The organism is Streptomyces violaceorubidus, assembly GCF_000717995.1.
GTDB classification, from domain to species: Bacteria; Actinomycetota; Actinomycetes; order Streptomycetales; family Streptomycetaceae; genus Streptomyces; species Streptomyces violaceorubidus.
The window spans coordinates 103,826-124,127 of the sequence record NZ_JODM01000018.1 but is presented as its reverse complement, the minus strand read 5'-3'; the positions used below and the strand labels follow the sequence as shown (position 1 = coordinate 124,127).

At 71.9% G+C, this 20,302-nt stretch carries 10 protein-coding genes and 2 pseudogenes; 6 read left to right on the top strand and 6 right to left on the bottom strand.

Features of this window, described 5'->3' with window-relative positions; genetic code table 11:
- Positions 1–56: 56 nt before the first annotated feature.
- Positions 57–539 (top strand): annotated as a pseudogene (locus tag IE94_RS41170) (TetR/AcrR family transcriptional regulator); the annotation flags it as partial.
- Between the two features lie 70 nt (positions 540–609).
- Here the strand turns inward: IE94_RS41170 and IE94_RS40650 are convergent.
- Positions 610–7,821, bottom strand: a pseudogene (locus IE94_RS40650) (DUF5010 domain-containing protein); the annotation flags it as partial.
- Positions 7,822–8,594: 773 nt separating this feature from the next.
- Between IE94_RS40650 and IE94_RS0121305 the strand changes: the two are divergent.
- The 4 genes from IE94_RS0121305 (at position 8,595) to IE94_RS0121290 (ending at position 14,713) form a co-directional block, all read left to right on the top strand.
- Entirely contained in the window at positions 8,595–11,387 is a 2,793-nt protein-coding gene (locus IE94_RS0121305) for a helix-turn-helix transcriptional regulator (protein ID WP_030186710.1), read from the top strand.
- A 303-nt stretch (positions 11,388–11,690) separates the two neighbouring features.
- Positions 11,691–12,767 (top strand): alpha/beta fold hydrolase, encoded by a 1,077-nt coding sequence (locus tag IE94_RS0121300; RefSeq protein ID WP_030186708.1) that lies wholly within the window; start codon positions 11,691–11,693, stop codon positions 12,765–12,767.
- A gap of 94 nt (positions 12,768–12,861) precedes the next feature.
- Entirely contained in the window at positions 12,862–13,647 is a 786-nt protein-coding gene (locus IE94_RS0121295; protein ID WP_030186704.1) for a creatininase family protein, read from the top strand.
- Between the two features lie 214 nt (positions 13,648–13,861).
- Positions 13,862–14,713: an alpha/beta fold hydrolase gene (locus IE94_RS0121290; protein WP_030186703.1), complete on the top strand. Its 852-nt coding sequence runs from the start codon at positions 13,862–13,864 to the stop codon at positions 14,711–14,713.
- A 121-nt stretch (positions 14,714–14,834) separates the two neighbouring features.
- Here IE94_RS0121290 and IE94_RS41165 read toward each other — a convergent pair whose 3' ends face one another.
- Positions 14,835–15,365, bottom strand: coding sequence for a hypothetical protein (locus IE94_RS41165; protein WP_245235294.1), 531 nt, complete (start codon positions 15,363–15,365; stop codon positions 14,835–14,837).
- A gap of 175 nt (positions 15,366–15,540) precedes the next feature.
- Complete coding sequence (locus tag IE94_RS0121280) at positions 15,541–15,927, bottom strand: hypothetical protein (protein WP_030186699.1); 387 nt, start codon at positions 15,925–15,927, stop codon at positions 15,541–15,543.
- 180 nt (positions 15,928–16,107) lie between these two features.
- On the opposite strand from IE94_RS0121280, the gene IE94_RS0121275 reads away from it, so the two are divergent.
- Positions 16,108–16,686 carry a TetR/AcrR family transcriptional regulator gene (locus IE94_RS0121275; protein WP_030186697.1) on the top strand — a complete coding sequence of 193 codons (579 nt, stop codon included), beginning with the start codon at positions 16,108–16,110 and terminating at the stop codon, positions 16,684–16,686.
- A 56-nt stretch (positions 16,687–16,742) separates the two neighbouring features.
- Here the strand turns inward: IE94_RS0121275 and IE94_RS0121270 are convergent, their stop codons facing one another.
- From IE94_RS0121270 to IE94_RS0121260, 3 genes are all read right to left on the bottom strand, one after another.
- Entirely contained in the window at positions 16,743–17,630 is an 888-nt protein-coding gene (locus IE94_RS0121270) for a Bax inhibitor-1/YccA family membrane protein (protein WP_030186693.1), read from the bottom strand.
- Between the two features lie 166 nt (positions 17,631–17,796).
- Positions 17,797–18,435, bottom strand: a complete 639-nt coding sequence (locus IE94_RS0121265; RefSeq protein WP_030186691.1) for a peptide deformylase — start codon at positions 18,433–18,435, stop codon at positions 17,797–17,799.
- Positions 18,436–18,732: 297 nt separating this feature from the next.
- Entirely contained in the window at positions 18,733–20,130 is a 1,398-nt protein-coding gene (locus IE94_RS0121260; protein WP_037923121.1) for an FAD-binding oxidoreductase, read from the bottom strand.
- Positions 20,131–20,302 lie beyond the last annotated feature (172 nt).

The window sequence follows — 20,302 nt, the reverse complement described above, 5'->3', positions numbered from 1 at the left end:
GGATGAGAGCCGACGCCGCACGCAATCTCGAGGCCGTTCTGACCACCGGAGCGCGCATGCTCGCCGCCGACCCCGGCGCCAGCATCGCGAGCATCGCCGCCGAGACCGGCGTGGACCGGCGCACCGTCTACCGGCGCTTCGCCTCCCGCGAGGACCTGCTCGCCGCGATCCACGCATGCCGCGTCACGGCCGTCGAGCGGGCCATCGAGGACGCCCGGCTGCGCGAGGCACCCGTCGCCGTCGCCCTGCACCGCTACGTCGAGAACGTCATCACCGTGAACCGGACCTGGCCGGTCGACCTCGCCCTGATGCTCGCCGACGCGGCGATTCGCCGGCGCCGGGACGCCTGCGTCGCCGAGGTGGACGCGTTCCTGCGGCGGGCCGCGGAGGAGGGGCTGCTGCGCCGGGACCTGCCGAAGGGGTGGGCGGGGCCGCTGCTGCCCGAGATGGTGGGCCTGGCGGCGCACCGGCACGGTCACCTCTCCCCCGGGCAGGCCGCGGACGTCGTGGTCGACACGTTCCTGCACGGCGTGGGAGCACAGTCAAGGGCCCGGCGGGAGCATGCTCCCGCCGGGCCCGACCCCTGTTGCACGAGGCGAGCTGCACCGCCGTACCGTCAGCCGTCGCACCGCCCGCCACCGTCATGCACTTGCCCAGCGCCCGCAGCGTCCCGTCGGCCGCCACCGTCCAGGACTGGCCACTGCCCGAACCGCACGTGTTCAACTGGACCGCCGTACCGTTCGCCGTCGCACTACCAGCCACCTCGGCGCACTTGCCACCGTAGCCACTGATCACACCCGTCGGGCGCGACGTCGGCACACTCCACAGCTGGTTGTCCGACGCCGCACACGCCCAGATCTGGAGCTTCGTGCCGTTGGCGGAGCTGGGACCGGTCGCGTCCAGGCACTTGCCCGAACCCGTACCGACCAGCTGGCCCTTGGCGTCCGACGCCCACTTCTGCGACGCCGCACCCGAGCAGGTGGCCGTCGTCACCGCCGTGCCGTCCGCCGTCGCGGCCGCCGTCATGCACTTGCCCAGCGCGCGCACCGTCCCGTCCGACGCCGCCGTCCACACCTGCTGCGAGCTCGAACCACACGTGTTCAGCTGCACGGCACCGCTGTCGACCGCCTCGACGCACTTGCCGTTGTACCCGGCGATCCGGCCGGAAGGACCGGACGGCGTGGTCGGCGTCGTCGTGTCGGCCGGGACCTTCCACTTCTGACCGGCGTCACCGGCGTTGCAGGTCCAGACGATCAGCCGGTTGCCGTCGGCGGTGGAGCCGTCGGAGTTCTCCAGGCAGAGCCCGGAGGCGGCGTGGACCAGGTAGGCGTTGGCGGAGTCCACCGTCCACTGCTGGGCCTTGGAGCCGTCGCAGGCGGCGATCTGCACCTTCGTACCGTTGGCCGTGGCCGCGTTCTCGGTGGTCAGGCACTTGCCGAGGACGCGCACCGACCGGTCGGAGGCGGCCGTCCACTGCTGGGTCGACGCGGAGGAGCAGGTGTTCAGCACCACCTGGGTACCGTTCGCCGCGCTGCCCCCGGCGAGGTCGACGCACTTGCCGCCCTGCCCGGTGATCTGGCCGGTGGGTCCGGCCGGAGCGGGCGTGGCCGGCGGGCTGAGGGTGGTCGCCGTCCAGTGGTTGGCGTTGAGCGAGCCGGTCGGGAACTCCAGCCGGACCTCGTGGTGGGTACCCGCCCGGAACTGGAAGGTGCCCGCGTCGACCGTCGTGTACTTCTGCCAGTCGCCGGTGTTCGGCACGGCCACCGTCGGACCGGCGACGCCGTCCACGACGAAGCGGACCTGGGCGCCGTCGTTGGGCGTGGCGAGCCGTGCGGAGAGCTTCACCGTGCCCTGCATCGGCTGGCTCTTCCAGGTCAGGGACTGCCCCGCGGCGATGTCGCCGACGTCCCAGCCGCCGCCGGTGTCGCCGGTGGGCTCGACGTCGAGGTCACCGGCGCGGTAGACGCCGTTGTTGCCGGGGGTGGCGCCGGAGTGCGCGTCCGCCGTCTCCGCCTCGACCTTGAGGGTCTCGGGGAAGGGGTCGGAGGAGTACCGCCGGGTGATGTCGAGCATCTGGTTGGGGTAGTCGGTCAGCCGTTCCGCGTACGTGCCCTCGGCCGTACGCGCGACCATCGCGTTCTCCTCCCAGTCGGTGAAGCCCTCCAGGAGCGTGATGTCCGCGCCGCCGTTGACCGTGGCGTCCAGGGTGCGGTTGAGGTGGTTGCCGTGGTCGGCGTCCATCACCATGTCGACGTCGTCGTTGACGACCCGGAAGCTCGGCGTCGCGACGCCGAAGGTACGGCCGTTCAGCGAGGCCGCGCGGTTGGTGAGGACCTTGAAGCCGTCGACGCTGACCTCGGTGGCGGTCCTGCTGGTCACCTTGATGGAGTGGGTGCCGTCGGTCAGGCCGGACTTCTCGAAGACGTTCTGCTGGGTCTTGAGGGTGCTGCTGGTGTCGAGCCGCACCGTGACGGGAGTGCCGCCGTCAACGGACACGTCGACGCTGCCCTGGCCGCTGGCGGTGCGCGCGAGGTACTGCACGCCGGTGCCGATGAACGAGTACGTGACCGAGACACCCGACTGCGAGGTGGTCTGGTACGTGTTCTTGTAGTCGCCCGCGCCGTCGGAGGTCCGGTAGGCCCAGCCGTCGCCGAAGGTGAGCTGCCCGTTGTCGATGATCGGCTGGTACGTGGCGTTGGACCAGCCGGTCGGCAGCTGGAACCAGTTGTTGACGCCGTCGATCTGCGAGACGACGGACGGGTCCCGGTCGGGCCAGCTGCTGTCGACCACGTAGTACGGGTCGAAGCCGAACTCCGCCTTCGCGTGCGAGCGGGCGTACTGGAGCAGCTTGGAGAGGTTGCCGTTGCCCTGGTTGGTGAAGGCGGGCGCGTTGGCGGACCACTCGTAGATCAGCGGGCGGCCGTCGACCTTGTAGAGCATGTCGGAGGGGATGCGCTGGAAGAACTCGCGCTGGTTCTGGTCCCAGAAGTACTTGTAGCCGCCCTCCCCGGTGCCGTCGGCGTCGCCGAAGTCGAAGGGGGGCTCGTAGCCGCCGGTGTTGTGGACCGCGCGGTTCTTCTTGTCGGTCAGGGTGGCCGGGGTGTCGTCCAGCGCGGCGATCTTGAGCTGGCCGGCGACGCCCCGGCGGTTGATGGCGTCGATCAGCGGGGTGAGCGCGCGGGGGTCGCCGGCGCCGTCCGGCACCGCCTTGGCCGGGTCGAAGCCGCGCAGGTCGACGGCGACGAAGTCGACGCCGGCGGTGACCAGTTCCTCGACGTAGTTGTCCCAGAAGGACGCCGGGTCGTCGGCCTTCGGCTGGTACATCGGCCGGTTGTAGTTCTTGTTGACCGGCTGGTCGTAGGGGCCGCCGGCCAGGGTGATGTCGGAGAACCCGAAGGTGACGCCGACCGCGCCGGTCCTGCCCGCGACGCGGCCGGGCAGGACGCTGCCGCCGTCGACCACGATCGGGGTGTCGGCGGAGGTCGCGGCCGACGCGGCGGGGGCCGCCGTGGCCGTGGCCACGGAGGTCAGGGTCGTGCACGAGGCGAGCTGCACCGCCGTACCGTCAGCCGTCGCACCGCCCGCCACCGTCATGCACTTGCCCAGCGCCCGCAGCGTCCCGTCGGCCGCCACCGCCCAGGACTGGCCACTGCCCGAACCGCACGTGTTCAACTGGACCGCCGTACCGTTCGCCGTCGCACTACCAGCCACCTCGGCGCACTTGCCGCCGTAGCCACTGATCACACCCGTCGGACGCGACGTCGGCACACTCCACAGCTGGTTGTCCGACGCGGCACACGCCCAGATCTGGAGCTTGGTGCCGTTCGCCGAACTCGGACCGGTCGCGTCCAGGCACTTGCCCGAACCCGTACCGACCAGCTGGCCCTTGGCGTCCGACGTCCACTTCTGCGACGTGGCACCCGAGCACGAGGCCAGCTGCACCGCCGTACCGTCCGCGGTCGCACCGCCCGCCACCGTCATGCACTTGCCCAGCGCCCGGAACGTACCGTCCGAAGCCGCCGTCCACACCTGCTGCGTACCTGTACCGCACGCGTTCAGCTGGATCGCCGTACCGTCGGCGGTCGCACCGCCCGCCACCTCGGCACACTTGCCGTTGTAACCCGCGACCCGCCCCGAAGGACCGGACGGCGTGTCGGTGGGTACTTTCCACTTCTGGCCGACGTCGCCGTTGTTGCAGGTCCAGATGATCAGCGGGTTGCCGTCGGCGGTGGAGCCGTTGGAGTTCTCCAGGCACAGCCCGGAGGCGGCGTTGACCAGGTAGCCGTTGGCGGAGTCCACCGTCCACTGCTGGACCTTGGAGCCGTCGCAGTGGTCGAGGACCACGTCGGTGCCGTTGGTGGTGGCGCCCTGGGCGGTGGACAGGCACTTGCCCTGGTTCCACAGGGTCTTGTCGGTGCCGAGGGTCCACTGCTGGGAGGCGTCGTCGCCGCAGGTGTCCAGGACCGCCTGGACGCCTGCCGCCGGCCCGGCCGCGAGGCCGACGCACTTGTCGCCCTGGCCGGTGATGCGGCCGGTCGGGCCCTGCGGTTGCGGGGCCGGGGTCTGCGAGGCGCCGCCGATCGCCATGGCGAAGACGTGGCCCTGCGGGGTGCCGGCCGGGCCCGAGGTGGGCAGGACGACGGCCTGGACCGTCTTGCCCGCGGCGAGCGGCACCTTGGTGGTGAAGAGGCTGACCTTCTGGTTCACCTTGCCGTCGTGGCTGTTGATGTAGTCGTAGGTGCCCAGCCGGCTGCTGCCCTGGGAAACGTTGTCGTTGTCCCACCAGTCGGAGAAGCCCAGGCCGTAGCTCTGGGTGGATCCGTCGGTGTAGACGATGGTGCCGATGCCCTGATGGGGGCCGCTGGTGCCGCTTCCGACGAAGCCCAGCCAGCCGCCGGTCCCGGAGAACAGGACCGCCTGTCCCTTGGTGTCGATGGCGTTGGCGGCGCCCGTGGCGTCGGGCCACTGGTAGGTCAGGCCGCCGGTGCTGAGGCTCCCGGCGGACACCCCCTGGGCGGCGAGTGCCTGCTTGGAGAAGCTGAAGCCGCCGCCGTCGTACTTGCCGGGCGCGGGGTCGGCGTCGTCGGTGATGCCGACGTTGGTGTAGGCCGCCTTCACCGACGTGAACGGCACCAGGAGGGTGGCGTCGGCCGTGTAGGAGCCGCCGCTGTGGGTGGCGGTGGCGGTCAGCGGGTAGGTGCCGGCGCTCACCCCCGAGGGCGGGGTGACCAGCCAGGTGGTGGTGGCCGAGGCGCCGGCCGCGACGGACCCGAAGCTGGTCGCGGTGGTGGCCTTGACGGTCCAGCCGGACGGGGCCGGCAGCGTGACGTTCACGTTGGACAGCGCGGAACCGGTGCCGTTGGTCACGGTGGTGGTCACGGTCGCCGCCTGGCCCGCGGTGACGAGCTGCGGGGTGTGCAGGGCGAGGGAGTCCTTGACCACCATCACCATGGAACCGGTGACGCCGCCCACGGTGGCCTTGATGGTCGCCACGCCGTCCGCGCCCGCGGTGACGAGGCCGGCGGAGTTGACGGTGGCCACGGACGGGTTGCTGCTGGAGTACGTCACGGACGTCTTCGACAGGTCCACGAAGGACTGGTCGTTGTTGACCGCCTCGACGATGTGGTCGGCCGTGATGGAGGTGTCCCGCTGCTCCTTGGCCGGGTCGGTGTCGTCCTTGAGCCAGGGGTTCTTCCTGGTCAGGTCCAGCGTCTCACCGGCGTGGTAGACCAGCTTGCCGGGCTGCACGGTGACCGTGGAGACCTTCGGGGTCAGGGTGCCGGTGATGTTGACGGTGGCGGTGCTCTGCACGGTGGCGGAGTCCGAGGCCACCTTCAGCGCCCAGGCGCCGGGGAAGACCGTCTGCCGGGAGGTCGAGGGGTTCCACACACTGAGGTCGGACGCCTTGACCGGCAGCGTGACGTGCAGCTTCTCACCGGGCGCCAGGACGCCGGTGTTCTTGAAGCCGACGAGGCGCTGCTTGGGCATGGTCACGCCGGAGACGGTGAAGGAGTTCGCCGCGTACAGCTGGGCGACGGTGGCGCCGGCGACGCTCCCGGTGTTGGTCACGTCGAAGGAGACGTCGACCGTTCCGTCGGCGGTGATGCTGCTCTTGTCGACGGTCGCGGCCGAGTACGAGAACGTCGTGTAGCTCCGGCCGTAGCCGAAGGGGTAGGACGGCGTGCCGGTGAAGTACTGGTACGTCTGGCCCTTGCCGTCGCTCTGCGCGGGGGTCAGGCCGTAGTTGTTCTTCCCGGCGAGCTGGGAGTCGTCCTTGTACCAGGTGAAGGTCAGATGCCCCTGCGGGTTCTGCTTGCCGAACAGCACGTCGGCGACGGCGGTGCCCTGGCTCTGGCCGTTGTAGGCGCTGAACAGGATGGAGGCGGCCTTGGACTGGCGGGCCGAGATGTCCACCGCACCGATCGCCTGGATGTCCAGCACCACGTTCGGGTTGCCGAGGGCGGCGACCTGGTCGATCAGCGAGTTGTAGTTGCCGGGCAGCGCGAGGCCCGCGCGGTCCTTGCCCTCGCTCGCGGTGTTCTGGTCGGTGCCCACCGCCACGACCACCACGTCGGCGGCCTTGACGGCGGCCTGGGTGGCGGAGCTGAGGGAGACGGCGGCCGTGTTGGTGGTGCTGGTGCCGGCCGCGTCGTAGGTGACGGTCGCGGCGGGGTTGGCGGCCTTCAGGGCGTCGGTGATGCCCTGGCGCACCGAGATCTGCCGGTCGGGGCCGTTGCCGTAGCTGCCGAGGTTGACGGTGTCGCCGAGATCGCCGAGGACGACGACCTTGTTCACGGCGGACGCCTTCAGCGGCAGCAGGGGCTTGCCGGTCGCGGCGAGGTCGCTGTTCTTCAGCAGCACCATGGAGGCGTCGGCGGCCTTGGTCGCCAGGTCCACGTGGGCGGCGCTCTGGATGACCGACTTGTCGATGGAGGTGTACGACACGCTGCCGGCCGGGTCGAACTCGCCGGTCCGCATCCGGACGGTGAACACCCGCACCAGCGCCGTGTCGAGGACGTCCTCGCTGAGCAGGCCCGCGCGCACCGCCTCCATCACGTTGGCGGTGGTCATCTCCTCGCCGCTGCAGTTCAGGTCGTTGCCCGAACGCAGGGCGAAGGCCTGGCCGGCGGCGCGGGCGTCGACGGTCTCGCCGGTCTCGCCGTCGATCCACTGCGGGGTGGTCTTGGACCCGTTGGTGGACCAGGGCGCCGGGGCCCAGTTGTGGCCGTCGTCGGGCAGCTTGTAGGTGGTGCCGACGCCGCCGCAGTCCGAGGTGGTCAGGCCCTGGAAGCCGTAGGTGCGCTTGGCGAGGGTGTCGTTGGTGTAGGTGTTGGCGACCGCGGGGGTGCCGTTGATGGCGTTGTACGACGTCATCAGGCCCGCGACGTGCGCCTGGCCGATGAGGCCGGCGAACTGCTTGGTGTAGTAGTCGCGCAGCTGCGCGTCGTTGACGTCGGAGCTGATGGCGGTGCGGGCGTCCTCGACGTTGTTGAGGGCGTAGTGCTTCGCCGTCGCGGCGGCCTTCAGATAGCCGTTGAGCGACGTTCCGTCGGGCTTTTGTCCCTGGAAGCCGTTGACGAACTGAACGCCCAGTTGCGTCTGGAGGTACGGGTCCTCGCCGAAGGACTCGTCGTGCCGGCCCCACAGGGGGTCGCGGTCGTTGTTGACGGTCGGGGCGAAGTAGGTCAGCGCGCCGTAGTTGTCCGCGGAGCTGCCGAGGTTGTTGCGACTGACGCCGAACAGCGACTTGTCGAGGAAGCCGCGGGCCTCGTCGGAGATCGCCGAGCCCTCCTGGTACTGGAGGGTCGGGTCCCAGGCCATCGAGGTGGCGAGGCTGGTGGGGAAGCCGGTGGCCTTCATCGGCCACGCGGTGTCGTTCCCGGCGTTCTTGGAGTTGCCCAGCGACTGGACGCCGTGCAGGGCCTCGCTCCAGTACGTGTAGCCCTGGACGCCGAGATCGGGGATGGCCGGGGCGTCGTTGGTGATGAGCTGGCGGACCTTCTGCTCCAGCGTCATCCGGGAGACCAGGTCGGCCGCCCGCTCCTCGAAGGAATAGCTGGTGTCCTTGTATATCGGGGTGGCCGTGGACGTCGTGCCGTGGGTGGCCGCCGCGGGCGAGGCGGCGGCGTACGGGGACGCCAGGGTGAGGCCGACAGCGACGGCGATGGCGACTGTGGTCGCCGTTGCGCCGCCGCGACGGCGTCTCGGGCCGTGCATGATCACTCCAGGGGATGGGAGGGGAAGCGCCGTCCCTCAGAAGGACGGTCGTGGATCATCAGATGCACGATGGCACACGTGCTTCGGCCCAGAAGCATGTTTCGGGCTCCGGAAGATCACGACTTCACTCGGCGGCCGTTCATACGTCGCTTGTAGGCGGTGATGTCACTTCTGTGGAGGTGGGGGCGGGATGGGGCCGGGCGGGGCCGCACCGGGCCGGGGCCCGAATCCGAGAGGGTCCCTTTCCGGTTATCCGGTGACGAAACGGTACATGTGGCCGTACTCTGCTCGTGAGGTGTGCACAGGCCGGGCTTCAGCACACATAGGCTCCAAGGGCGCACACATGTCTGGTCCGGTGGTGAGGGGAGTGGGGCACCGTGGAGTCACTCGTGCCGGTGATCGGCAGGGACGCCGAGAGAGAGCAGCTGGCCCGGTTCGTGGCGGCCGGTGAGGGACAGGCGCTCGTCCTGCGGGGCGAGACGGGCGTGGGCAAGAGCGCCCTGCTCGACCAGGCCGCACACCTGGCGGCGCGGACCGGCCAGGTGGTGATCCGGGCGGCCGGGGTGGAGGCCGAGTCCGGGCTGCCGCTCGCCGGGCTGCACCAGCTCCTCCACCCTCTGCTGCCGACCGTGGACAGCCTGGACGAGGTGCACCGCACGGTGTTCGACGCCGCTTTCGGCCGGGGCCGTGGAAAGCCGCCGTCGGTCATGTCGCTCGGCATCGCCGTGCTGGACCTGCTGTCCCTGGCCGCCTCGACCCGTCCGCTGCTGCTCGTCCTGGACGACGGCCAGTGGCTGGACGCGTCCAGCGTCGCGGTGCTCGGGTTCGCGGGACGCCGGCTCACGGGCGGCTCCGTGAAGCTCCTGGTGGGCCTGCGCTCCGACACCCCCTCGGACTTCGACACCGCCGCCCTGCCGGAACTGCCGCTCCAGGCCCTGCCGGACGAGGCGGCGCGCGCCTTGCTGGACCACCACCACCCGGACCTCGCCCAGGGGGTGCGCGAGCTGGTGCTGGACCGCGCCCGGGGCAATCCGCTGGCCCTGCTCGAACTGCCCGCCCACGCCCTCGGCGGCGCCGCCCACCCCCTCTCCGCCCCCGCGGACCTCGCGACGGCGGACTGCCTGGGCCTGCGCGACGCCTCGCTGCCGCTGCCCCGACGGCTCCACCAGGTGTACGGCAGTCGCCTGGACCGGCTCGGCGGCCGGGTCCGCGAGGAGTTGCTGCGCGGTGCCCTCGACGGCGTCGGCGCGGCCCGGGGCGCGCCACCGGCACCGGGTGTGCGGCAGTACCGGATGCGGGACGCCGAGGAAGCGGTGGCCGCCGGTCTGCTGGAGGTCGATCCGGCAAGCGGCGACTTCGTCTTCCGGCATCCGCTGATCCGCTCCACGGTGGTGCAGTCGGCGACGCCGAACCAGCGCCGGGCCGCGCACGCCGTACTCGCCCGGGTGCACCACGACGACATCGAGCGCCGGGCCACGCACCTGGCCGCCGCGACGGTCGACCCCGACGACGAGGTCGCCAAGGCGCTGGAGGCGGCCGCCGACTCCGCGACCCGGCGGGGCGGCGCGGTGGCCGCGATGACCTGGCTGACCCGGGCGGCCGAGCTGAGCGAGAGTCCCGGGGAGCGGTCCCGCCGGCTCGGCGACGCGGCCTTCGTCGCGGGCCACGCCGGGCTGTTCGACCAGGCACGCCTGCTGGTGCGCGGCGACCGCGCCCCGGACACGGACGATCCGCCGGTCTCCGTGCTCACCTCGGCGTACCGGGCGCTGTTCGAGGACGGCGACGTGCGGCACACCCACCGTCAGGTGTCGGCGACCATCGCGTGTGTGCGCGCCCGTGCGCCGCGGGAATCCTCCGACGTGCTGGTCCGGCTGGTGAACCTGCTGCTCGCCATCGACCAGTACGCCGGGGACGCCGCCCAGTGGGAGGAGACCCGCTCCCTGCTCGACTCCCTCGGCGAGAGCCTGCCGCCGCGCTCCCACGTCTACGGCGACGCGTGGGGCGACGTGGTCCGGCACGGAGCAGGGGTGCGCGAACGGGTCGAGGCCGAGTTCGCGGGCCTGGCCGACCTGGACCCCTGGGACATCAGCCGCCTGGGGGTGGCCGCCTACCACGTGGACACCCTCAGCCAGTACCGCCAGCACCTCCAGCACACCGTGGACCGCCATTCCGAGACGGGCTTCGTGCGCACCAGCATGACGACGCTGCACCTGGTGATGCTGGACCAGATGGCGGTCGGCGAGTGGGAGGAGGCCGAGCGCACCGGACAGCGCGACCTCGAACTGACGACCTCCCACGGATACGCGCTGCTGGCACACCACACCCGGGCCTACCTCGGCCTGCTGGCCGCGCTGCGCGGCGACACCGACCGGGCCCGCGAGCTCCAGGCCGCCGTCGACGCCTGGGCCCGGCCCCGCGGCGTCGGCTTCCTCACCCAGATCGCCGACGCCATCGGCACCACCGCGGACCTGGCCGCCGGCGACTACGAGGCGGCCTACCTGCACGCCATCGGCATCACACCGCCCGGCGTCTTCGAACCGTACGCGCACCAGGCCTCGCGCACCCTCCTGGACCTCGTGGAGGCGGCCCTGCACACCGGCCGCACCGAACAGGCCCGCACCCACGCCCTCGCCGCCCGGGAGGCGGGCCTGCCCGGCATCTCGCCGCGGCTCGCGCTGCTGACCTACGGCGCCCTCGCCATGACCGCGACGGACCCCGGCGAGGCCGACCGCTACCACGAGCGGGCCGAGCAAGCGCCCTCCGCCGCCCGCTTCCCCTTCGAACTCGCCCGGATCCGCCTCGCCCACGGCATCCGCCTGCGTCACACCCGGGGGCCCAAGGAGGCCCGCCCGCTGCTCCTGCGGGCGGCGGAGGCGTTCGAGCGGCTCGGTGCGCTCCCCTGGGCGGAACGGGCCCAGGGGGAACTGCGGGCGTCCGGAGTGGCCGCCCGCGCCCCGTCGGCGCAGCCCGGCGAACTGACCTGGCAGGAGCGCCGGATCGCCGACCTCGCCGCGATCGGGCTGACCAACAAGGAGATCGGCGAGCGGATGCGCCTGTCGCCGCGCACGGTCAGCTCCCACCTGTACCGGGTCTTCCCCAAACTCGGCATCACCTCCCGGGCCGCCCTGCACGACGCGCTGGCGCGGCTGGAGGAAGACGGCGACAGGTGACGCGGTGAGCCGCGGGCCGGACGGCTGCCTCAGTCGAATGACCGAGACAGCCGCAGGCGGTCGATTTCGTCTCTCCTATCCGTTTCGTGCCGTCATTTGACTGATGTGTCCGCCGACCCCCGGGGCCAGAGTATGGGCGTCGGCCCCGCCCCATCCCGATCAGTTCCGTCACCTGTTGGACAGGTGACGCCCTTCTGTGCAAGGGTCACCGTGCCCCCGCGGCCCGGTACTCCCGTACGGCAGGTGTGAGCGGCACCGCGGGCACGAGCCGGTCACCGGACAACGCATGACGGAAGGTTTGACATGATCAACAGGCGTACTTTCAGCAAGGCCGTCGGGCTGGGCACCGGCGCGGCCGCGGTCTCGCTGGCGGGCCTGGGGACCGACGCGTTCGCCTCCACCGCCTCGCACGGGCGGCCGGGCGGCGGCTCGCAGGCTCCCACCGTCCCGGCCATCACGCCGGGCACCCACACCTCCTTCGAAAAGCTCAAGCAGGTCAAGGCGGGTGTCCTGAACGTCGGTTACGCCGAGGCCGGCCCCTCCCACGGCCCGGTGGTCCTGCTGCTGCACGGCTGGCCGTACGACATCCACAGCTACGTCGACGTCGCCCCGCTCCTCGCCGACCTGGGCTACCGCGTCATCGTCCCGTACCTGCGCGGACACGGCAGCACCACCTTCCTGTCCCACCGCACCCCGCGCACGGCCGAGCAGTCCGCCATCGCGCTGGACGTCATCGCCCTGATGGACGCCCTGAAGATCGAGAAGGCCGTGCTGGCCGGCTTCGACTGGGGCTCGCGCACCGCCGACATCATCGCCGCCCTGTGGCCGGAGCGGGTCACGTCCATGGTCTCCACCAGCGGTTACCTCATCACCAATCGCAAGGCGCAGGTCGCACCCGCCGCCCCGGGCGTCGAGCACACGTGGTGGTACCAGTGGTACTTCGCCACCCCCCGGGGCAAGGCGGCCATGGAGGACGAGGACAGCCGCCTCGCGCTGTGCCGCTACGTGTGGACCCTGGTCTCCCCCAACTGGGACTTCGACGACGCCACCTACAACCGCACCGCCGAGGCGTTCAAGAACCCGGACTACGCGGCCGTCGTGCTCTTCAACTACCGCTGGCGCATCGGCCTGGTCGACACGGACCACCGGTACGCGCGCCAGGAGAAGCTGCTCGCCGCCCAGCCCTCCATCCACGTCCCCACCGTCACCCTCGACGCCGCCCTCGATCCCTTCACTCCGCCGCCCGGCGACGGTTCGAGCTACCGCAACCACTTCACCGGCCCCTACGCGCACCGCACCATCGCGAACATCGGCCACAACCTGCCGCAGGAGGCGCCCACCGCCTTCGCCCAGGCCGTGGTCGACGCCGACCACCTCTGAGTCCGCACCCGCACCCCCACCCGCACCACCCCCACCAGCCACCGGCCCGGGGACCCTCGTCCGTCGGGCCGTTCACTCCCAGGAGGAGTCCCCGATGAGCGAAGTCCAGTGGAACCGTCTGACCGCCGCCGAACTGCGCGCACTCGCGGCCCGGGACGCGGTGGTGCTGCTGCCGGTGGGGGCCACCGAGCAGCACGGCCCCCACCTGCCCACCGGCGTGGACGACCTCCTGGCCGCGGAGGTGTGCCGGCGCACGGCCCTGCGCGCGGCGGAGCACACCGCCACGGTGGTCGCGCCGTCGGTCCCGACCGGCCTGTCGGAGCATCACATGCCGTTCGGGGGGACCCTCACCCTCAGCCTGGCCACCCTGCACGCGCTGCTGCGGGACATCTGCCGGTCCGCGATCCGGGTCGGCTTCTCCCGCATCCTCATCGTCAACGGACACGGCGGCAACATGACCGCCCTGAACGCCCTGACGACCGAGCTGACCCTGGAACTCGCGACGCCGATCGCCTTCGCCAGCTACTTCGGCGCGGGACGGGCGGTCGTGCGCGACACCCTGGAGACCCAGGACGGCCTCATGCACGCCTGCGAGGGCGAGACGTCCATGATGATGGCCGCCCATCCCGACCTGATCCGCGCCGAGCACCTGCCCGAGGCGCACGGACCGCGGATCACCCTGCCCGCCGAGTCCGACGACCCGCTGTACATGGCGGTGACCTTCGACCGGATCACCGCGTCCGGCGTGGCCGGCGACGCCCGTTCGGCGAGCCGGGAGAAGGGCGAGCGGATGCTGGACGGCTGCGCCCAGGCGCTCGCCGACATCATCGCGGGCAACCCCTGGGCCAGGAAGGACGACGAGGCCCGGACCCGGCCGTGAGCCGGGCAGCACAGGGCACGACGCCCCCGGTCAGCGGCGTGTCCGCCGACCGGGGGGCTGCTCATGGAACACACATCGTGAAACACACACCGACTCGCGTCACCCCCTTGACAGGTGACGCAGCATCTGGCAGATTCGTCACCAGTCAAAGCGGTGACTTCGCCGGTGGAACCGGCTCGACACCGCTACTGGAACATGTGGAAGGAACAGAACCGTGGTGAGCATCAAGGGTGGACGCAAGCGAGTGGTGACGGGTGCGGTCTCGACGCTCACGGCGGGGCTCGCGCTCGGCGCGTTCGCCCTGAGCGGCACCGCCAACAGCGCCCCCGAGACCGTCGATTCGGCCCGGCACACCAAGCCGACCGTCGTCCTGGAGCACGGAGCCTTCGCCGACGGCTCCAGCTGGAACGGCGTCATCGAAGAACTGCGCGCCGACGGCTACCCCGTCGTCGCCGCCGCCAACCCGCTGCGCGGCCCGGCCTCCGACGCCGCGGCCCTGCGCACGGTCCTCGACCACATCAAGGGCCCGAAGATCCTCGTCGGCCACTCCTACGGCGGCAACGTCATCAGCGAGGCCGCCGCCGGCGACGACTCGGTCAAGGCCCTGGTCTACGTCGCCGCCTTCCTGCCGGCGCCCGGCGAGAGCGCCCTGGAGCTGACCAACAAGTACCCGGGCTCGACCCTCCCCGACGCCCTCGACCCGGTCACCTACACCCAGGCCGACGGCTCCACCGCCACCGACCTGTACATCCAGCAGGACAAGTTCCGCCACCAGTTCGCCGCCGACGTCCCGGCCCAGCAGGCCGCCCTCATGGCCGCCGCGCAGCGCCCGGTCGCCCAGTCGGCCCTGGAGGAGAAGGCCACGACGGCCGCCTGGAAGAACAAGCCCACCTGGGACATCGTCACCACCCGCGACCTGAACATCCCCGCGGCCGTGCAGCGCTTCATGGCCAAGCGCGCCCACGCCCACACCACCGAGGTCGCCGCCTCCCACTCGGTCGCCGTCTCCCACCCCCACCTGGTGGCCGGCGTCATCGAGCGCGCCGCCCACGCCACCGTCCGCTGACACCGGCTGCACCACGCACTTCGTCCGCGCACCGCCCCTTTGGGGGGTGGTACGCGGACGAAGTGCGTGGTGCGCCAGGTGGGGTGGACGGGGTCTTCTCGACCGACGTCCCGCGCCGGGGTCAGTCGGCCAGGCGGTCCAGGACCGCGGTCGCCAGGTGCAGCGCGGCGTGCAGTTCCGTCACCTCCGCGACGGTCGGCCGGACGACACCGGACCACTCACCGTCCAGACCGGGCCAGACGGCCAGCAGCACCTGCGCACCGGCGAGCCCCAGACGGGCGGTGACGTCCGCCCGGCCGTCGGCGGTGCGGGTCCAGGACAGCAGGACCCGGCCCGGCGGGACGCGGAACGGTCCGGCCGGCACCCAGGTGGCCATGACCCGGCCGCACGTCACCGCGACGAGCGCGCCGCGGACTCCGTCCGGCATGGGGCCGCGGGTCAGCAGGGCCAGGGCGACGGGTGTGCGACGGCCGCCGTCGGAGTCCCGTACCAGGGACAGGACGGGGGGCCGGTCCGCCTCACCGGCCCCGGCCCGCCGCCCGGCCGGGGCCGACCGGGTCGACGACTGCCTGATCGGCGACTGCCTGATCGACGACGGTCCGGCCGGCGAACGGTCATGGTCCGGTCGGCCGCACCCGGGATGTCTCGTCATGCTGTCCCCCTGTTCTTGCGTCAACGGTGCGAGCTTCGTGCCGCCGAGTCTTCCGCCCACGGCACGCGCACACATCCGTCATCTGACTGGCACAGTGGGACACGTCGGGACACGTCGGGCGACGGCGCACCGACATGACGACGTGGGGACATGGCGGTGTGGAGACGTGGCGCGGTCAGTGCCGGTCGCCGTCCGCGGCCCCGGACCGTGCCGCCCGCTCCAGCAGCCGCACCGCCTCGGCCAGGACGGACTCGGCCTCCGGCACCGGCTCCTCGGCCACCTCGCACGACTGCGTGAGCAGCCGGGCCAGCCGCCCCTCCCCCGTGTACGTCAGGGCGAGGCTTCCCTCCCACAGGGCCTCGCGCAGCCGGGGCGGGGTGAAGTGTCCGTCCCCGGCGCAGGCCAGCAGCAGGCGGGCCGCCAGCGTCCGCTCCAGCGGTCCCAGAACCCACCTGCCCCCGTCCAGGTCCCCGGCGAGGTCCGCCGTCAGCGCGGTGAGCCGCCCCACGGCCGAGAGGTGCCCTGCGGCAAAGGTGTGAGTGGCGACCGATCCCAGAGGCATAGGTGTGAGTATTCCTTCAGACAAGTGACGGGGGGAGTACGTCCGCGGGAACGGCGGACGGTGTAAGTTCGAGAATGATACGTGTCTCGACGTGTGTCCCTGCCGGGCCTCGCCCGGCCGCGAGGACCGTGTGACACATGGTCCGGCGGTGTCACGCCGGAGAGGAAAACCGGAGCATCAATGAGATCGGACGCCCAAGGCAACCGGCTGCGCATCCTCGAAGCGGCGGCCGAGGTGCTCGCCGCGCCGGGTGACGCCTCCCTGAAGTCCATCGCGCGCCGGGCGGGCGTGGGCCAGGGGACGCTCTACCGGCATTTCCCGAGCAGGGAGTGCTTGGTCCTGGAGGTGTACCAGGACGAGGTGGAAAGCCTCGTGAACGCCGTACCCGCGCTCCTGGGCCATCTGCCCCCGCATCGCGCGCTGCGCACCTGGCTGGAGCGTCTGCTGGAGGTGGGCCGGTCCTTCCCCGAGTTCGCGAACGTCATGAACCTGGTCACGAGCGCGCCCGCGAAGCCCTGCGGCGAGGCGTACCGTCCACTTCTCGACGCCCTGTCGACGCTGGTGCGCCTCAACGAGGCGGCCGGAACCATCCTCGCGGGTACGACGGCCGACGACGTGCTCTTGCTGCTCGGTCCGCTGTGGCACGTCGGCGCCGGGGCCGAGGACCCGGTCAGGTCGGGCCGGCTGTTCGAGACGGTGCTGCGGGGACTGTGCCCGTCCGCTGCCGCGGCGGAGCTGCCGACGGGCACGGCGGGGTGATCCCCGACGGCCGTGAGGGCCCGTGAGGGCCGTCGGGATCGGTCCGGCCCGGTGGTTCAGTAGACGTCGTCGCCCTGGTAGAGGGTGAGCAGCCGCACGGTCTCGACGTAGAGCCACACCATGGTCAGGGTCAGGCCGAACGCGGCGGGCCAGGCCTGGTCGCGGGACGCGCCGTAGGTGACGCCGTTCTCCACCTGCTTGAGGTGCAGGGGCAGGAAGGAGGCGCCGAGGGCGACGCCCACCAGGGCCATGAAGAGGCCGAGGCCGAAGGGGCGCAGGCCCAGGCCGTCCAGCCCCATGACGGGGTACAGCATCCAGTCGGCCAGCGCGAGCAGGCCGAGGCCCAGCAGCGCGGCGCCGATGAAGGCACGGAAGCGGTGGCTGACCCGGATCCAGTGCAGCGCCTGTGCGAAGAGCACCCCGGCGCCGGCCGCGATCGTGCCGAGGACGGTCTGGACGAGGAGGCCGGGCGACAGGTGGCTGAAGGCGGTCCCGGAGAGCGTGCCGAGGAACAGGCCCTGGGCGGCGGCGAAGGCGAGGGTCAGGGTCGCGGACGGCTTGTTCCTGCGGTACTGCGTGATCACCAGCACCGCCGTGAGGACCGCCGCCGCGGCGACGATGCCCCAGGACCAGGCCGTACCGATCCGGGCGGGCGGCAGCACCGTCCAGGACAGGACCGCCACGAGGGCGGTGGTGCCCAGGGCGGTGGCCGCGCGGGGCAGCACGGTGTCCATGGTCAACAGGTCACCGACGTACAGCGGCGGCACGGGGCGCGCGGCGTCGTCCTGCTCCCGTTCCGTGCCGGCACCGATGCGGTCGAGGACGACGGCGAGGCCGGTCCGCGGGTCCCTGACCGCCGTCTTCTGCCCACCGCGCCGGGTGAACTGCGGCCGGGAAAGTATCGGGTTGCTGCTCTTCAGCGTCTGCTGTTCGACCAGTGCCACGCCAGTTCCTCTTCTCCGTGTCGGACGTACCGGCGTTCGTGGGTGTCCCGATGCGGACCGTGTCGCCGGAGGTATCGGCTCGTCCCAGCCTGCCCGGCCGGACGAGCCCGGTGCATCAGTCACTTGACGGTGGGACGGGGAGGCGTTTCCGGGGCCGCGGCGGCAGTCACACCACGGGGAACCCCAGGGCCGCGGCGGCCGTTTCGGGGCCCGGCTGCGACCAGCGCTCGGCGACGGCCGCGTTGGACGACAGCGACCGCAGCTCGGCCACGTCCAGATAGAGGGTGCCGCGCAGATGGTCCGTCTCGTGCTGCACGATCCGGGCCGGCCAGCCGGTCACCACCTCGTCGATCGCGGCGCCCTGTTCGTCGAGCCCGCGCAGCCGGACCCGGGCGTGCCGGGCCACCACGGCCTGCCAGCCGGACACGCTCAGGCAGCCCTCGAAGAACGCGGCCCGCTCCTCGCCCTCGGGTTCGTAGGCGGGGTTGACCAGCACCCGGAACGGCAGCGGGACGCGCCCGCGCGCCTCCAGCGCCTCCTGCGGGCCGCGGGCCGCGTCCTCCACGACCGCGATGCTCAGCGGGACGCCGACCTGGGGGGCGGCCAGCCCGACACCCGGCGCCGCCAGCATCGTCTCGCGCATCCTGGTCACCAACCGGCCGAGCAGCGCGTCGCCGAGCTGTCCGTCGTACGGTTGCGCGACGGCCCGCAGCACCGGGTCGCCCGCGGCGACGATCGGTAGGGGGCCGTCGGCCGCCAGCAGTTCCTCGACCCGCACGGACAGCGACATAGGTTTCTCGCTCATGTGACCAGCTTGCCAGCAAATCGCGACACATGTGGAGTGAAGTGTGTCCCTTCCCCCCTCTCGCGACCGCGGGCGCGGGTGTGGAAGCGGGCGCGGGCAGTCCCGGGCTCCCTTGGGCACGACGCTCGCTCCCCACAGCGAAGTCGGCCCGGGAGCCCGGGAGTCGACGGCCCGTGGAGCAGCGCCGCGGGGTCCGCCGTCGGCCCCGCCGCGCCCGGGACACGGCGGGGACCTGCTGTCACCCACACGTGCGAACCAGGTCCAATGGTTCACCCGGGTCCCGGGACGGACCGGCGCTCACGCCCCCGCGGGCACGATGTTGTGGTTGAACCGGAAGACGTTGCCCGGGTCGTAGGTCCTCTTCACCGCGGCGAGCCGGTCGTAGCGCTCCGGCCCGTACACCTGGCGCACGCCCTCGGCGTCGGTCGCCTCGTCCGGGGAGAGGAAGTTCACCATGTTGCGCCGCGCCGTCCAGGGCGACAGCCCGTCCATGACCCGCTCCAGCTCGCCCCTGAGCCGGGGCGCCTCGTCCGGGGCCCCCACCGCGAACCCGAAGACCACGTACGGCAGGCCCCGGCTCGACACCGCGTTGGGCACCGCCGCCTCCCGGTCGAAGGCACCGCCGAGCGCGCGGATCTCGATGTTGGCGAGGGTGCAGCCCGACTCCGCGCCCGTCAGGTCGACGAACGCCTCGACGGCCTTCTCGTCGAACCCCTCCAGGCAGACGCTGCGGTCGAAGTACGGCATCGGGTCCACCGGGTCCTGGTGGATCTCCCCGATGGCGGTGAACGGCTTCTCCCCCACCAGGTCGATCAGCGCCGGCGCGGCCGCCCTCAGCGGTGCCAGCAGCTCCGCCCCGTCCTCGGCCGAGCCCAGGTAGCCGATCCGCAGGTGGACCACGAAGGCGCCGCGCAGCGGCTCGGGCAGCATCGGCACGTCGGGCAGGCGCTGGACGCCGACGGAGGACGTCATGTCCTCCCCCACGCCGGGCAGCCAGGCACGCCAGGCCCGGAGCACGTCGGCCAGGTGCTCGCCCGCGAAGTAGATGCCGCCGCCGTAGAAGCGGGTGACCGGGAAGACGTCGAACTCGATCTCGGTGACGACGCCGAAGTTCCCCTTGCCGCCGCGCACCGCCCAGAACAGGTCGGGGTCGCTCTCGGCGGTCACACGGCGCGGTTCGCCGTCCGCGGTGACCAGGTTCACGCGGCGCACGTGGTCGGCGGCGTAGCCCAGGCTCCGGCCCAGCAGCGGGCTCTGACCGCCGCCGAGGGTGTATCCGACGACACCGACGTTCGGCGCCGAGCCCACGATGGGGGCCAGTCCGTGCTCCGCGGCACGCGGCACCACGTCGGTCCACCGCACGCCGGGCCCGACCCGTACGCTGCGCTCGCCCGCGTCGACGACGAGGTCCCGCATCCGCTCGACCGTGATCAGCAGCGCGCCTTCGGCGGCCGAGGTCACCTGGTGGGCCGCGGACTTCACCGCGACGCCCAGCCCGTGCCGCCCGGCGAACCGGACGGCCTCCACGACATCCTGCTCACTCGTCGCCCCGACGACCACGGCGGGCCGGAAGCCGCACGTCAGGTTGTAGGTGGCGCATTCCGGCCCGTACTCCTCGTCCCCCGGCTCCAGCACCGGCCCGGTGACGGAGCGTCGTAGGGCGGCCACGTCCTGCGGCGTCAGCCTTCCGTCCACCTGGTCAAGCCTGTCCACACTCACGTTGTCACGACCTCACTCGCACATGTTTCTCGCCGCCCGTCGCGTACCACGGGTGCGGCGCACTCCGATGCTTCTGACACGAGCGGGACCTACTCCGTCGTTCACGACGGGCCGCATGCGCAGGTGTGACATGTGTGTCGCTCGGCCG

Bases quoted from the DNA above. Each gene is read 5' to 3' on its own strand.
- IE94_RS0121265 (WP_030186691.1), bottom strand. From the start codon at position 18,435: ATGAGCGAGAAACCTATGTCGCTGTCCGTGCGGGTCGAGGAACTGCTG.
- IE94_RS0121275 (WP_030186697.1), top strand. From the start codon at position 16,108: ATGAGATCGGACGCCCAAGGCAACCGGCTGCGCATCCTCGAAGCGGCG.
- IE94_RS0121280 (WP_030186699.1), bottom strand. From the start codon at position 15,927: ATGCCTCTGGGATCGGTCGCCACTCACACCTTTGCCGCAGGGCACCTC.
- IE94_RS0121295 (WP_030186704.1), top strand. From the start codon at position 12,862: ATGAGCGAAGTCCAGTGGAACCGTCTGACCGCCGCCGAACTGCGCGCA.
- IE94_RS0121300 (WP_030186708.1), top strand. From the start codon at position 11,691: ATGATCAACAGGCGTACTTTCAGCAAGGCCGTCGGGCTGGGCACCGGC.
- IE94_RS41165 (WP_245235294.1), bottom strand. From the start codon at position 15,365: ATGACGAGACATCCCGGGTGCGGCCGACCGGACCATGACCGTTCGCCG.